Genomic DNA, 14,804 nt, shown 5'->3' on the forward strand with positions numbered 1-14,804 from the left:
AAATGCGGGTCCAATGCGGCACCGAACAGGAATGCGGAGAAAGTAGATGAGCGCGCTCTATATGATTGTCGGCACCCTTGTGGCTTTGGGCGTGCTGGTCACCTTCCACGAATTCGGCCATTTCTGGGTCGCACGTCGCTGTGGGGTCAAAGTGCTGCGTTTCTCCGTGGGCTTTGGCATGCCGCTGCTGCGCTGGCACGACAAGCAGGGCACCGAGTTCGTTGTGGCTGCCATTCCATTGGGCGGCTACGTGAAAATGCTCGATGAGCGCGAAGGCGAAGTCCCGGTCGATCAGCTCGATCAATCTTTCAATCGCAAATCCGTTCGTCAACGCATTGCTATCGTTGCGGCTGGCCCGATTGCCAACTTCCTGTTGGCGATGATTTTTTTCTGGGTGCTCGCCATGCTCGGCAGCCAGCAGGTGCGGCCGGTCATTGGTGCGGTCGAGTCCGGCAGTATTGCCGCCAAGGCAGGGTTGAGCTCGGGGCAGGAAATTGTGGCCATCGATGGCGAGCCGACTTCCGGCTGGGCGGCGGTGAATCTGCAACTGGTCCGCCGTCTCGGCGAGAGTGGCACCCTCCAGCTTCTGGTCCGCGAGCAAGGCTCCACTGCGGATTCGCCTCGTGAGCTGGCTTTGGACAAGTGGCTCAAGGGGGCTGATGAGCCGGATCCGATTCGCTCGCTGGGTATTCGCCCTTGGCGCCCTGCGTTGCCACCGGTGCTCGCCGAACTCGATCCGAAAGGGCCGGCTCAGGCTGCCGGCCTGAAAACCGGGGACCGGTTGCTGACGCTGGATGGTAAACCGCTGGATGACTGGCAGCAGGTGGTGGATACGGTCCGTATGCATCCCGATACCAAAATCATGCTGCGCGTGGAGCGCGATGGTGCTCAAATCGAAGTCCCTGTGACGCTGGCCGCTCGCGGCGAGAGCAAGTCGCCAAGCGGTTACCTGGGGGCAGGGGTGAAAGCAGTCGATTGGCCGCCAGAGATGATTCGCGAGGTCAGTTATGGCCCGGTGGCAGCGATTGGGGAGGGCGCTCGTCGCACCTGGACCATGAGCATACTGACCCTCGATTCACTGAAGAAAATGTTGTTCGGCGAGCTCTCGGTAAAAAACTTGAGTGGACCGATAACCATTGCTAAAGTGGCGGGCGCTTCTGCCCAGTCGGGTGTCGCTGATTTCCTGAATTTCCTTGCTTATCTGAGTATTAGCTTGGGTGTTCTGAATTTGTTGCCTATTCCTGTACTGGATGGGGGGCATTTGTTGTTTTATCTGATCGAGTGGGCGCGTGGTCGTCCCTTGTCAGATCGGGTGCAGGGTTGGGGGATACAGATCGGTATCAGTTTGGTGGTCGGGGTGATGTTGCTCGCTCTGGTCAATGATTTGGGCCGTCTGTAACACTTCGCTGAATTGCGAATCTGCCGCATTTTGCGGCAGTTTGTTTATTGCCAGTTGGAATAAGAAAGGACTTCATGAAACGTCTGCTGCTAACTGCGGTTCTCACCGTATTGATGATCGCCGAAGTTCACGCCGAGTCCTTCACTATCTCTGATATTCGCGTCAATGGCCTCCAGCGGGTCTCCGCGGGTAGCGTCTTTGGTGCTTTGCCGTTGAACGTCGGTGAACAGGCGGATGATCGTCGCCTGGTGGAATCCACTCGTGCGCTGTTCAAAACCGGGTTCTTTCAAGATATCCAGCTGGGCCGCGATGGCAACGTCCTGGTCATTACTGTAGTCGAGCGTCCGTCGGTCGCCAGTATCGAGATCGAGGGTAACAAAGCGATCTCCACTGAAGACCTGATGAAGGGTCTCAAACAGTCCGGCCTGGCCGAAGGCGAGATCTTCCAGCGTGCCACCCTCGAAGGCGTGCGTAACGAACTGCAGCGCCAGTACGTCGCTCAGGGCCGCTACTCGGCCACCGTCGATACCGAAGTTGTGCCGCAGCCGCGTAACCGCGTGGCGCTGAAGGTCAACATCAACGAAGGCACCGTCGCCGCTATCCAGCACATCAACGTGGTGGGTAACACCGTCTTTCCTGACGAAGACCTGATCGACCTGTTCGAACTCAAGACGACCAACTGGTTGTCGTTCTTCAAGAACGATGACAAGTACGCTCGCGAAAAACTGTCCGGTGACCTGGAGCGGCTGCGTTCCTACTACCTGGACCGCGGCTATATCAACATGGATATCGCTTCGACCCAGGTGTCCATCACCCCGGACAAGAAACACGTCTATATCACTGTCAACGTCAACGAAGGCGAGAAGTACACCGTTCGTGACGTCAAGCTGAGCGGCGACCTGAAAGTCCCTGAAGACCAGGTCAAGTCCCTGCTGCTGGTCCAGAAAGGCCAGGTGTTCTCGCGCAAGCTGATGACCACCACGTCCGAACTGATCACCCGTCGTCTGGGTAACGAGGGTTACACCTTCGCCAACGTTAACGGCGTGCCGCAGCCTCATGATGAAGACCACACGGTTGACATCACTTTCGCCGTGGACCCGGGCAAGCGTGCATACGTCAACCGCATCAACTTCCGTGGCAACACCAAGTCCGAAGACGAAGTGCTGCGTCGTGAAATGCGCCAGATGGAAGGTGGTTGGGCTTCGACTTACCTGATCGACCAATCCAAGACCCGTCTCGAGCGTCTGGGCTTCTTCAAGGAAGTCAACGTCGAAACCCCGGCCGTACCGGGCGTGGACGACCAGGTTGACGTGAACTACAGCGTCGAAGAACAGGCTTCCGGTTCGATTACCGCCAGCGTCGGTTTCGCCCAGAGCGCCGGTCTGATCCTTGGTGGTTCGATCACCCAGAACAACTTCCTGGGTACAGGTAACAAGGTCAGCATCGGTTTGACCCGCAGCCAATACCAGAGCCGGTATAACTTCGGTTATGTCGACCCGTACTGGACTGCTGACGGCGTGAGCCTGGGTTACAACGCGTTCTATCGCACCACCGACTACAAAGACCTCGACGTCGACGTAGCGAGCTACGCCGTAGACAGCCTGGGTGCTGGCGTGAGCGTTGGTTACCCGATCAGCGAGACTTCGCGTCTGACCTTCGGCCTGACTGCGCAACAGGACACCATCAAGACTGGCGTGTACACCGTTGACGAGATTTTTGACTTCGTTAACAGAGAAGGCGACAAGTACCTGAACTTCAAGGCGTCTGCCGGCTGGTCCGAGTCCACCCTGAACAAGGGCGTACTGGCGACTCGCGGCCATTCCCAAAGCCTGGTGCTTGAAACCACTACGCCTGGCAGTGACCTGTCGTTCTTCAAGCTCGATTACCGTGGCCAGTTGTTCCAGCCACTGAGCGAAAACTACACCATGCGCCTGCACACCGAGTTGGGTTATGGCGATGGTTACGGTTCGACCGATGGCTTGCCTTTCTATGAAAACTACTATGCTGGTGGTTTCAACTCGGTTCGTGGTTTCAAGGACAGCACCTTGGGTCCGCGCAGTACCCCGAGTCGTGGTCAGGCTGTAACGGGTAACGTCGGTACTCTGGCTGACCCGGACCAGGATCCGCTGCCGTTCGGTGGTAACGTTCTGATCCAGGGTGGTGTCGAAGTGCTGTTCCCGCTGCCATTCGTCAAAGATCAACGTTCCCTGCGTACTTCGGTATTCTGGGATGTGGGTAACGTATTCGACTCCAAGTGCGATAAGACGACGAACGCCAATGTCGGCTCATCCGCTCAAACAGAGTGCAACGACATCAGCCTGAGCAACATGGCCAGTTCCGTCGGTGTGGGTGTGACCTGGGTCACCGCGCTGGGCCCTCTGAGCTTCGCATTGGCCATGCCAGTGAAGAAACCGGATGACGCTGAGACTCAAGTGTTCCAATTCTCCCTCGGCCAGACGTTCTAAGCGTCTGACCCAAGATAACGACAATGGATTTTGTAGGAGTGCATCGTGCGTAAGTTGACTCAATTGGTTCTCCTGGCAACCGTACTGGTCGCAGGCCCGGCTTTTGCCGACATGAAAATCGCCGTTCTGAACTATCAGATGGCGCTGCTGGAATCCGACGCGGCCAAGAAATACGCCGTGGATGCCGAGAAGAAGTTCGGCCCTCAGCTGACCAAGCTGAAAACGCTGGAAAGCAGCGCCAAAGGTATCCAGGACCGCCTGATGGCCGGCGGCGACAAGATGCAGCAAGGCGAACGCGAGCGCCTGGAGCTGGAATTCAAGCAAAAGGCCCGTGACTTCCAGTTCCAGTCCAAGGAGCTGAACGAAGCCAAAGCCGTTGCTGACCGTGAAATGCTGAAGCAGCTCAAGCCGAAACTGGACAGTGCTGTGGAAGAAGTCATCAAGAAAGGTGCTTTTGACCTGGTCTTCGAGCGTGGCGCAGTGATTGATGTCAAACCTCAATACGACATCACTCGCCAGGTTATCGAGCGCATGAATCAGCTGAAGTAATCCATGACAGCGACCATAAAGCTCGGCCAATTGGCCGAGTTCCTCGGCGCCACGCTACGTGGCGACCCGGAGAAGGAAATTACTGGGCTAGCCACTTTGCAAGAGGCTGGCCCAGCTCAGTTGAGCTTTCTCGCAAACCCTCAATACCGTAAGTACCTGCCTGACAGTCGGGCCGCGGCCTTGTTGCTCAAGGCGGCGGATGCCGAAGGTTTCGCCGGTAATGCGCTGGTGGTGCCTGATCCGTATCTGGCCTACGCGCGGGTGTCCCATCTGTTCGATCCCAAGCCGAAGGCAGCAGCCGGTATTCACCCGACCGCAGTCGTGGCAGAGGATGCAGTGGTTGACCCTGCGGCGAGCATTGGTGCGTTTGTGGTCATAGAAAGCGCTGCGCGTATTGCGGCGGGCGTGACGATCGGTGCGCACTGCTTCATCGGCGCCCGCTGCGAAATTGGCGAGGGCGGTTGGCTGGCTCCGCGAGTGACGCTCTACCATGATGTCCGTATTGGCAAGCGTGTGGTGATTCAGTCGGGTGCTGTCCTGGGTGGCGAAGGTTTCGGTTTCGCCAACGAGAAAGGCGTCTGGCAGAAAATCGCCCAGATCGGTGGTGTCCTTGTTGGCGACGATGTCGAGATTGGCGTTAATACTGCCATCGACCGTGGCGCCCTGGCCGATACCATTCTGGGCAATGGCGTGAAGCTCGACAATCAGATCCAGATCGCCCATAACGTGCAGGTCGGTGACCACACCGCCATGGCTGCGTGCGTGGGCATCTCCGGCAGCACCAAAATCGGCAAGCATTGCATGCTCGCCGGGGGTGTCGGGCTGGTGGGGCATATTGAAATTTGCGACAACGTTTTTATCACCGGGATGACCATGGTGACCCATTCGATTACTGAAAAGGGTTCCTATTCGTCCGGTACGGCCATGCAACCGGCTGCCGAGTGGCGCAAAAGCGCGGCACGCATCCGCCAGCTCGATGACATCGCGCGGCGTCTGCGACAGTTGGAAAAGCGTGTAGGGGAAGTGACCCCTGACGGTAATGCTTCATCAGATGGCTGATACCATTTCCATATCAAGTGTGCACAGCCGCTAGACTGCCTCCTTGATTTGCTAGAGGCGCGCGCGTCAATCGCGCGCTCCCAATCTTTACATAGGCTTCCCCCCGAAATGATGGACATCAACGAGATTCGCGAATACCTGCCTCACCGTTACCCGTTCCTGCTGGTGGACCGGGTCGTGGATCTGGATGTGGAAGGCAAGCGCATTCGCGCCTACAAGAATGTCAGCATCAACGAACCGTTCTTCAATGGCCATTTCCCTGCGCATCCAATCATGCCGGGCGTATTGATCATCGAAGCGATGGCTCAGGCTGCCGGGATCCTTGGTTTCAAAATGCTCGACGTGAAACCAGCCGATGGCACGCTTTACTACTTCGTCGGCTCCGACAAGCTGCGCTTCCGTCAGCCGGTGCTGCCGGGCGATCAACTGATCCTTGAAGCCAAGTTCCTGAGCTGCAAGCGCCAGATCTGGAAGTTCGAGTGCCAGGCGTCGGTCGACGGCAAACCGGTCTGCTCTGCAGAAATCATCTGCGCGGAACGCAAACTATGAGTTTGATTGACCCTCGCGCAATCATCGATCCGACGGCCATCCTGGCCGACGACGTCGAGGTCGGCCCGTGGTCGATCATCGGCGCAGGTGTGGAAATCGGCGAGGGAACAGTGATCGGGCCGCACGTGATTCTCAAAGGCCCGACCCGAATCGGTAAGCACAACCGCATCTACCAGTTTTCCTCGGTAGGCGAGGACACGCCCGACCTGAAGTACAAGGGTGAAGAAACTCGCCTGGTCATTGGTGACCATAACGTCATTCGCGAAGGCGTGACGATTCACCGTGGCACCGTTCAGGATCGTTCGGAAACGACCCTCGGCGATCACAACCTGATCATGGCCTATGCGCACATTGGCCACGACAGTGTCATCGGCAACCACTGCATCCTGGTCAACAACACGGCACTGGCTGGTCACGTGCACGTTGAAGACTGGGCGATCCTGTCCGGCTTCACCCTGGTTCATCAGTACTGCCACATTGGCGCCCACAGCTTTTCCGGTATGGGCACTGCCATCGGCAAGGATGTTCCCGCGTACGTCACGGTGTTCGGCAACCCGGCCGAAGCGCGCAGCATGAACTTCGAAGGCATGCGCCGTCGTGGTTTCAGCGAAGACGCGATCCACGCCCTGCGTCGTGCCTACAAGGTGGTTTACCGCCAGGGCCTGACGGTCGAGCAAGCGCTCGCCGAACTGGCCGAACCGTCGGACCAGTTTCCGGAAGTGGCGGTGTTCCGTGATTCGATCCAGTGTTCGACTCGTGGCATCACGCGTTAATCATGGCTAATCTGCGTATTGCGCTGGTAGCGGGAGAGGCTTCCGGTGACATTTTGGGTGCGGGCCTCATGCGCGCACTCAAAGCTCAGCATCCGGCCGTCGAGTTCATTGGGGTGGGCGGTCCGCTGATGCAGGCCGAGGGCCTGACCTCGTATTTTCCGATGGAGCGTCTCTCTGTCATGGGCCTGGTGGAAGTGCTGGGTCGATTGCGTGAGTTGCTGGCACGTCGCAAGAAACTGGTCGCTGACCTGATCGCCGAGAAGCCGGACGTGTTCATCGGTATCGATGCCCCGGACTTCAACCTCAATATCGAACTCAAGCTGCGTCAGGCCGGGATCAAGACCGTGCATTACGTCAGCCCGTCGGTGTGGGCGTGGCGGCAGAAGCGAGTGCTGAAGATCCGCGAAGGCTGCGATCTGATGCTGACGCTGTTTCCGTTCGAAGCAAAATTCTATGAAGAGAAGGGCGTGCCGGTGCGGTTTGTCGGACACTCCCTGGCGGATGCCATTCCGCTGGAAGCCGATCGTGCGGCGGCGCGGGCCGAACTCGGCTTGCCCGATGGGCCGCTGGTTGCGCTGATGCCGGGCAGTCGTGGTGGCGAAGTCGGTCGTCTGGGGGGATTGTTCCTTGATACGGCCCAGCGTCTGCGCGCCATGCGCCCCGGTGTTCGGTTTGTCATGCCGTGCGCCAGCCCTGAACGCCGTGTGCAGCTCGAAGAACTGCTGGCCGGGCGCGACCTGCCGCTGACCTTGCTCGATGGTAAATCACACTTGGCGTTGGCAGCCTGCAACGCAGTGTTGATCGCCTCCGGAACCGCGACCCTTGAAGCGCTGTTGTACAAGCGGCCGATGGTGGTTGCGTATCGTCTGGCACCGCTGACGTTCTGGATTCTCAAGCGCATGGTGAAAAGCCCCTACGTCTCCTTGCCGAACCTGTTGGCCCAGCGTTTGTTGGTGCCCGAATTGTTGCAGGACGATGCCACGGTTGAAGCCCTGGCCCAGACGCTGTCGCCATTGATCGAAGGTGGCGAAGAACAGACCCGCGGCTTCGACGAAATTCACCGGACCTTGCGTCTGGACGCCTCCAATCAGGCTGCGGATGCAGTGCTGAAGCTGATCGGCCAAGTACAATGAGTAAAACAAGCATGCAAATGGGGCTGGATTTCACCTTGGTCGCTCAAGTCGAGGCGTTGGTCGCCGGTGTTGACGAAGTCGGTCGCGGCCCTCTGTGTGGCGCCGTGGTGACCGCTGCGGTGATTCTCGACCCGAATCGTCCGATTCTCGGCCTCAATGATTCGAAGAAGCTCACGGAAGCCCGTCGCGAAAAACTCTACGACGAAATCTGTGAGAAGGCCCTGAGTTGGTGCATCGCCCGGGCCGAAGTCGAAGAAATCGACGAGCTGAACATTCTCCATGCCACCATGCTGGCCATGCAGCGAGCAATCGAAGGCCTGCACATTCAGCCGAAACTGGCGATGATCGACGGCAACCGCTGCCCGAAACTGGTCATGCGCGCCGAGGCGGTGGTGAAGGGCGATAGCAAGGTGCCGGCCATTGCGGCGGCATCGATTCTGGCCAAGGTCAGCCGGGACCGTGAAATGGCCGCTTTCGAATTGATTTATCCAGGTTACGGAATCGGCGGCCACAAAGGCTACCCGACGCCCGTTCATCTGGAAGCGCTGGCCCGCCTGGGGCCGACGCCGATTCACCGTCGCTCGTTCGCCCCGGTACGACAGGCGTACGAAGCACGTGAAAGCCTCATAGAGAGTTAGTCGCAAGGCTGATGTTTTCGCCAAGGCCCGGTACAATCCGGGCCTTGTTGTTTTCATGTTCACAGACAGGATCACCATGCCGGCTTCATTCGTTCACCTACGCCTGCACACTGAATATTCCCTGGTCGACGGTCTGGTGCGGATCAAACCGCTGGTCAAGACCCTGGTCGGCATGAACATGCCTGCCGTGGCGGTCACTGACCAGAACAACATGTGTTCCCTGGTCAAATTCTATAAAGCAGCCATGGGCGCAGGCATCAAGCCGATCTGTGGCGCCGACCTGTGGCTGTCGAACAAGGACCCGGACAACGCCCTGAGCCGGATCAGTCTGTTGGCGATGAACGCAGTCGGCTATCGCAACCTTACCGAGTTGATTTCCCGTGGTTTCATCGACGGCCAACGCAATGGCTCGGTGATCATCGAGCGCGAGTGGGTGGCTGAGGCCAGCGAAGGTCTGATCATGCTGTCGGCGGCGAAGGAAGGCGAAATCGGCCTGGCCATGCTCAGCGGCAATCCGGCTGAAGCGGAAAACCTCGCGCGCGAATGGATGACGGTGTTCCCGGATCGTTTCTACCTGGAAATCCAGCGCACCAATCGCCCCAACGATGAAGAACAACTGCACGGCGCGGTGGCCCTGGCCGAGAAAATCGGTGCACCGCTGGTGGCGACCAACGACGTGCGGTTCATCAAGCAGGAAGACTTTGCCGCTCACGAAACCCGTGTGTGCATCGGTGAGGGCCGCGCCCTCGACGATCCGCGGCGCTCGAAGAATTACAGCGATCAGCAATACCTCAAAAGCGCCGAGGAAATGGCCGAGCTGTTCAGCGACATTCCCGAAGCGCTGGAAAACACCGTCGAGATCGCCAAACGCTGCAACATCGAAGTGAAGCTGGGCACTCACTTCCTGCCCAACTTCCCGATTCCCGATGGCATGACCATCGATGAATATTTCCGCAAAGTCTCGTTTGATGGCCTGGAAGAGCGCCTGACGGTGCTGCTGCCCAAGGACACCACCGAAGACTATGAAGCCAAGCGTCAGGTCTATGTCGACCGGTTGAATTTCGAGCTGGATATCATCATCCAGATGGGATTCCCCGGTTACTTCCTGATCGTTATGGACTTTATCCAGTGGGCCAAGAGCAACGGCGTGCCGGTGGGCCCGGGCCGGGGGTCGGGTGCCGGATCGCTGGTGGCCTATGTGCAGAAGATCACCGACCTCGACCCGCTGGAATACGATCTGCTGTTCGAACGTTTTCTTAACCCGGAACGGGTTTCCATGCCCGACTTCGACGTCGACTTCTGCATGGACGGCCGTGACCGCGTGATCGACTACGTGGCCGAGAAATACGGCCGCAACGCGGTGAGCCAGATCATCACCTTCGGTTCCATGGCCGCCAAGGCTGTGGTCCGCGACGTGGCGCGGGTACAGGGCAAGTCCTACGGCCTGGCGGATCGCCTGTCGAAGATGATTCCGTTCGAAGTCGGCATGACCCTGGAAAAGGCCTACGAGCAGGAAGAAATCCTGCGTGACTTCATCAAGGTCGATGAAGAGGCCGCCGAGATCTGGGAAATGGCGCGCAAGCTCGAAGGCGTTGTGCGTAACGTCGGCAAGCACGCCGGTGGTGTGGTTATCGCGCCGACCAAGCTGACGGACTTCTCGCCGATCTATTGCGACGAGGCCGGTGACGGTCTGGTGACCCAGTTCGACAAGGATGACGTTGAAGCTGCGGGCTTGGTGAAGTTCGACTTCCTCGGCCTGCGGACCCTGACGGTCATCGACTGGGCGCTGAAAACCATCAACCGCGACCGCGCCAAGGTCGACGAGCCGCCGCTGGACATCGCGTTCATCCCGCTGGATGACAAGCCGACCTACCAGCTGCTGCAAAAAGCTGAAACCACGGCGGTGTTCCAGCTCGAGTCGCGCGGCATGAAAGAGCTGATCAAAAAGCTCAAGCCCGACTGCCTCGAAGACTTGATCGCACTGGTGGCCCTGTTCCGTCCGGGCCCCTTGCAATCGGGCATGGTGGACGACTTCATCAACCGCAAGCACGGTCGTGCCGAGCTTGCGTACCCGCACTCGGACTACCAGTACGAAGGCCTCAAGCCTGTTCTGGCGCCGACTTACGGCATCATCCTGTATCAGGAACAGGTGATGCAGATTGCCCAGGTCATGGCCGGTTACACCCTCGGCGGTGCGGACATGCTGCGCCGGGCGATGGGTAAGAAAAAACCCGAGGAGATGGCCAAGCAACGCGGCGGTTTCATTGAAGGTTGCGCGGGCAACAACATCGATGCCGACCTGGCCGGTAACATTTTCGACCTGGTGGAAAAATTCGCCGGTTACGGCTTCAACAAATCCCACTCTGCCGCTTACGGCCTGGTGTCGTACCAGACGGCCTGGCTGAAAACGCACTACCCGGCGCCGTTCATGGCCGCGGTGTTGTCGGCGGATATGCACAACACCGACAAGGTCGTGACCTTGATCGAAGAAATTCGCACCATGAAGCTGCGTCTCGACGCGCCGGATGTGAATACGTCGGAGTTCAAGTTCACGGTGAACGATGAAGGCCGAATCATTTATGGCCTCGGCGCGATCAAGGGTGTGGGTGAAGGCCCGGTCGAGGCGATTACCGAAGCGCGCCAGGACGGCCCGTTCAAGGACCTGTTCGATTTCTGCGCCCGGGTCGACCTCAAGCGGATCAACAAGCGCACGCTGGACGGTTTGATCCGCAGTGGCGCACTGGATCGCCTGGGCCCTTGTTTCCATGACGAACCGAAAGCCTACCAAGCCAGCATCGACCAGAACCGCGCGATCCTGCTGACGGCAATGGAAGGCGCGATCAAGGCCGCCGAGCAAACCGCACGCACCCATGACAGTGGCCACGCCGACCTGTTTGGCGGGTTGTTCGTCGAGGAAGACGCCGACGTCTACGCCAATCACCGCAAAGCCAAGGAACTGACCCTCAAGGAGCGCCTCAAAGGGGAGAAAGACACCCTGGGGCTGTACCTGACCGGTCACCCGATTGACGAATACGAAGGCGAGATTCGCCGTTTTGCCCGTCAGCGCATCATCGATCTGAAACCGGCTCGTGATACGCAGACCGTGGCGGGGATGATCATTGCCCTGCGGGTGATGAAGAACAAGAAGGGCGACAAGATGGGGTTCATCACCCTTGACGACCGCTCTGGCCGGATCGAAGCTTCGCTGTTCGCCGACGCATTCCATTCCGCGCAGTCGTTGTTGCAGACTGACGCGATGGTGGTGGTCGAAGGCGAAGTCAGCAACGACGACTTCTCCGGCGGCCTGCGGCTGCGGGTCAAGCGGGTGATGAGCATGGAAGATGCCCGCACCAACCTGGCCGAAAGCCTGCGCCTGAAGCTGCAGACCAAGGATCTGAAGGGCGATCAGCTACGCTGGCTGGGTGAGCTGTTCAAGCGTCATCGCGGCGCGTGCCCGATCACGATGGAGTACACGAGCCCCGATGCGAAGGCGTTGCTGCAGTTCGGCGAGACCTGGCGAATCGATCCGGCGGATGCGTTGATTCAAGCTCTTCGTGACCAGTTCGGGCGAGACAACGTCTTCCTCCAATACCGTTGACGGTCAGGTGCCATTTTTGTCACTAAGCGTGTGTCCTGATCTCGACCAGAATTTTTAATCTCGACCTGAATGCGCCACTCCCTTAAGGTAGGGCGCGAATAGACAACCGGCCGGCCCAAGCTTACTTGGGCGTCGACCCAAGACGGACGCCTATGAACCCGAATTTTCTAGATTTCGAACAGCCGATCGCCGACCTGCAAGCCAAGATCGAAGAGTTGCGCTTGGTCGGTAATGACAATTCGCTGAATATCGGCGATGAGATCTCCCGCCTGCAGGACAAAAGCAGCACGCTGACCGAAGACATCTTCGGCAAGCTGACCAGCTGGCAGATCGCGCGTCTGGCGCGTCACCCGAAACGTCCGTACACCCTGGACTACATCGAACACATCTTCACCGAGTTCGACGAGTTGCACGGTGACCGTCATTTCTCCGACGACGCAGCCATCGTAGGCGGCATTGCCCGTCTGGACGACCAGCCGGTGATGATCATCGGTCACCAGAAAGGTCGCGAAGTGCGCGAGAAAGTTCGCCGCAACTTCGGCATGCCGCGTCCAGAAGGCTACCGCAAGGCGTGCCGCCTGATGGAAATGGCCGAGCGTTTCAAAATGCCGATCCTGACCTTCATCGACACCCCGGGCGCATACCCTGGCATCGACGCTGAAGAGCGCAACCAGAGCGAAGCGATTGCCTGGAACCTGCGCGTCATGGCCCGCCTGAAAACCCCAATCATCGCCACCGTGATCGGTGAAGGTGGTTCTGGTGGTGCATTGGCCATCGGCGTGTGCGACCAGCTGAACATGCTGCAGTACTCGACCTACGCGGTGATCTCGCCGGAAGGTTGCGCTTCGATCCTGTGGAAAACTGCCGAGAAAGCACCGGACGCGGCCGAAGCCATGGGCATCACCGCCGAGCGCCTGAAAGGCCTGGGCATCGTGGACAAAGTGATCGGCGAGCCTTTGGGCGGCGCACACCGCGATCCTGCGGCTGCGGCGGCATCGATCCGTGCCGAACTGAGTTCGCAGCTGGCGATGTTGAAGAAATTCGACAACGAAGCGCTGCTGGCCCGTCGTTACGAGCGACTGATGAGCTACGGTCTCTGATCGACCGCTGCTTCGGCAAATGATGTAACCAATGTGGGAGCGAGCCTGCTCGCGATAGCGGTATAACAGTCAGCAAGTTTGTTGAATGTTAAGCCGCTATCGCGAGCAGGCTCGCTCCCACATTTGATTTGTGCAAAGGGAAAGATATGGATCGGCCCACGATTGATTTGCCTTCCCGGCTTTTGATGAATCTGAACCCGTGGCGCAATGCTGCGAAATGGCACATCGCCTTTTCCGGCGGGCTCGACTCCACCGCCCTATTGCACCTTCTTGCACACCTTGCGAAAACCGAATCCCTGCCTCCGTTGAGCGCCCTCCATATTCACCATGGCCTTCAGGCTGCGGCTGATGCGTGGCCGGCACATTGTCAGTCGGTGTGTGAGGCGCTGGGGGTGCCGCTACAGGTGGTCCGCGTTCAGGTTCAGCCCGGTGCCAGCCTCGAGCGTGCCGCCAGGGAGTCGCGTTATTCGGCATTCGTCGAGGTCACCCAGGAAAACGAACTTCTGCTGACCGCCCAGCACCGTGACGACCAGGCGGAAACCTTGTTGTTCCGACTGTTGCGTGGGGCTGGGGTCAGAGGTTTGTCAGGCATGCCAAGTGAGCGCCCCTTGGGTTCGGGGCACTTGTTGCGCCCCTTGCTCGATGTCACCCGGGCCGAGCTTGAAACCTACGCCAAGGAGCATCACCTGAGCTGGATCGAAGACCCTTCGAACCAGGATCGACAGTTCTCACGCAATTACCTGCGTCACCAAGTGTTCCCGGTCTTGACCGAGCGCTGGCCGCAAGCGATGGCGACCATGGCTCGTAGTGCCGGGCATCTGAGCGAAGCGCAGGGGTTGCTCGACGAATTGGCGAAAATCGATCTGGGCAGCGCCAGCACGGCCAGCGATTTCGATTGGCTGGGGTTGCCGTCTCTGGAGCTGGCACCGCTTGCGGCACTGTCTGCCGCGAGGCAGCGCAATGCGCTGAGTCACTGGCTCGCCGCGCTGACACGATTGCCGGACACCGACCATTGGTCGGGTTGGGAGGATGTGCGCGATGCCACCAGCGATGCCCGTCCGATCTGGCGGCTGGCGGATGGCGAACTGCATCGCTCGGCTGGGCGAGTCTGGTGGCTGACGGGTGCCTGGCTGGGCAATCCGCCGCCAGCCATACGGTGGCCTGACCCGTCGATGCCGCTGGAATTGCCCAATAACGGCCTGATTACCCTCGACGGTCAAATCCCCGATGGCCCGCTGCATATCCGCTATCGTGAAGGAGGAGAGTTCATGCATCTGCCGGATCGCGGCCACCGGGATCTCAAGCGTTTGCTCAATGAGCGCGGGATCCCGACATTCGCCCGTGGCAGATTGCCGCTGCTCTTTCGAGGCGAGCAATTGCTGGCGGTGGCCGGTGTGCAGGGCTTGAATGGCAACGAGCAGGCTGGCTGGCATTTGCATTGGCAGCCACCACTTGCGATCAAGGTTTGAGCTGAAAGGGGCTTTCCGGTAGACTACGCTCCCTTCTTGATACAACTTCTGTGGATTCGACTGAATTGCAGG

General features: G+C 58.9%; 10 protein-coding genes and 1 pseudogene. All 11 read left to right on the forward strand.

What is annotated here, in order from left to right; genetic code table 11:
• Nucleotides 1-46: 46 nt before the first annotated feature.
• The 11 genes and pseudogenes from rseP (at nt 47) to tilS (ending at nt 14,737) form a co-directional block, all read left to right on the forward strand.
• A complete protein-coding gene (gene rseP / locus EJA72_RS25995; protein ID WP_157714745.1) occupies nt 47-1,399 on the forward strand; it encodes a sigma E protease regulator RseP in 1,353 nt (450 codons plus the stop codon).
• A gap of 74 nt (nt 1,400-1,473) precedes the next feature.
• Nucleotides 1,474-3,864, forward strand: coding sequence for an outer membrane protein assembly factor BamA (gene bamA / locus EJA72_RS26000; RefSeq protein ID WP_157714746.1), 2,391 nt, complete (start codon nt 1,474-1,476; stop codon nt 3,862-3,864).
• 45 nt (nt 3,865-3,909) lie between these two features.
• Nucleotides 3,910-4,413 (forward strand): OmpH family outer membrane protein, encoded by a 504-nt coding sequence (locus tag EJA72_RS26005; RefSeq protein WP_008028980.1) that lies wholly within the window; start codon nt 3,910-3,912, stop codon nt 4,411-4,413.
• A 3-nt stretch (nt 4,414-4,416) separates the two neighbouring features.
• The gene (gene lpxD / locus EJA72_RS26010; protein ID WP_157714747.1) at nt 4,417-5,472 is read left to right on the forward strand and encodes a UDP-3-O-(3-hydroxymyristoyl)glucosamine N-acyltransferase; all 1,056 of its coding nucleotides are present in this window, start codon (nt 4,417-4,419) and stop codon (nt 5,470-5,472) included.
• A gap of 108 nt (nt 5,473-5,580) precedes the next feature.
• The gene (gene fabZ / locus EJA72_RS26015; protein ID WP_007907157.1) at nt 5,581-6,021 is read left to right on the forward strand and encodes a 3-hydroxyacyl-ACP dehydratase FabZ; all 441 of its coding nucleotides are present in this window, start codon (nt 5,581-5,583) and stop codon (nt 6,019-6,021) included.
• Nucleotides 6,018-6,794 (forward strand): acyl-ACP--UDP-N-acetylglucosamine O-acyltransferase, encoded by a 777-nt coding sequence (gene lpxA, locus EJA72_RS26020; protein ID WP_157714748.1) that lies wholly within the window; start codon nt 6,018-6,020, stop codon nt 6,792-6,794. The genes fabZ and lpxA overlap by 4 nt, the downstream gene beginning before the upstream one ends.
• 2 nt (nt 6,795-6,796) lie before the next feature.
• Nucleotides 6,797-7,927 (forward strand): lipid-A-disaccharide synthase, encoded by a 1,131-nt coding sequence (gene lpxB, locus EJA72_RS26025; protein WP_157714749.1) that lies wholly within the window; start codon nt 6,797-6,799, stop codon nt 7,925-7,927.
• Between the two features lie 11 nt (nt 7,928-7,938).
• Nucleotides 7,939-8,565 carry a ribonuclease HII gene (gene rnhB / locus EJA72_RS26030; protein WP_157714750.1) on the forward strand — a complete coding sequence of 209 codons (627 nt, stop codon included), beginning with the start codon at nt 7,939-7,941 and terminating at the stop codon, nt 8,563-8,565.
• A 76-nt stretch (nt 8,566-8,641) separates the two neighbouring features.
• Nucleotides 8,642-12,163, forward strand: a complete 3,522-nt coding sequence (gene dnaE, locus EJA72_RS26035) for a DNA polymerase III subunit alpha (protein WP_157714751.1) — start codon at nt 8,642-8,644, stop codon at nt 12,161-12,163.
• Between the two features lie 152 nt (nt 12,164-12,315).
• Entirely contained in the window at nt 12,316-13,263 is a 948-nt protein-coding gene (locus EJA72_RS26040) for an acetyl-CoA carboxylase carboxyltransferase subunit alpha (protein ID WP_010462799.1), read from the forward strand.
• Nucleotides 13,264-13,409: 146 nt separating this feature from the next.
• Nucleotides 13,410-14,737: pseudogene (gene tilS / locus EJA72_RS26045) on the forward strand (tRNA lysidine(34) synthetase TilS).
• The last annotated feature ends 67 nt before the right edge of the window (nt 14,738-14,804 follow it).

The organism is Pseudomonas sp. PB120 (assembly GCF_009761815.1).
Lineage (GTDB): Bacteria > Pseudomonadota > Gammaproteobacteria > Pseudomonadales > Pseudomonadaceae > Aquipseudomonas.

Bases quoted from the DNA above. Each gene is read 5' to 3' on its own strand.
- rnhB (WP_157714750.1), top strand. From the start codon at position 7,939: ATGCAAATGGGGCTGGATTTCACCTTGGTCGCTCAAGTCGAGGCGTTG.
- dnaE (WP_157714751.1), top strand. From the start codon at position 8,642: ATGCCGGCTTCATTCGTTCACCTACGCCTGCACACTGAATATTCCCTG.
- fabZ (WP_007907157.1), top strand. From the start codon at position 5,581: ATGATGGACATCAACGAGATTCGCGAATACCTGCCTCACCGTTACCCG.
- lpxA (WP_157714748.1), top strand. From the start codon at position 6,018: ATGAGTTTGATTGACCCTCGCGCAATCATCGATCCGACGGCCATCCTG.
- lpxB (WP_157714749.1), top strand. From the start codon at position 6,797: ATGGCTAATCTGCGTATTGCGCTGGTAGCGGGAGAGGCTTCCGGTGAC.
- bamA (WP_157714746.1), top strand. From the start codon at position 1,474: ATGAAACGTCTGCTGCTAACTGCGGTTCTCACCGTATTGATGATCGCC.
- lpxD (WP_157714747.1), top strand. From the start codon at position 4,417: ATGACAGCGACCATAAAGCTCGGCCAATTGGCCGAGTTCCTCGGCGCC.
- rseP (WP_157714745.1), top strand. From the start codon at position 47: ATGAGCGCGCTCTATATGATTGTCGGCACCCTTGTGGCTTTGGGCGTG.
- EJA72_RS26040 (WP_010462799.1), top strand. From the start codon at position 12,316: ATGAACCCGAATTTTCTAGATTTCGAACAGCCGATCGCCGACCTGCAA.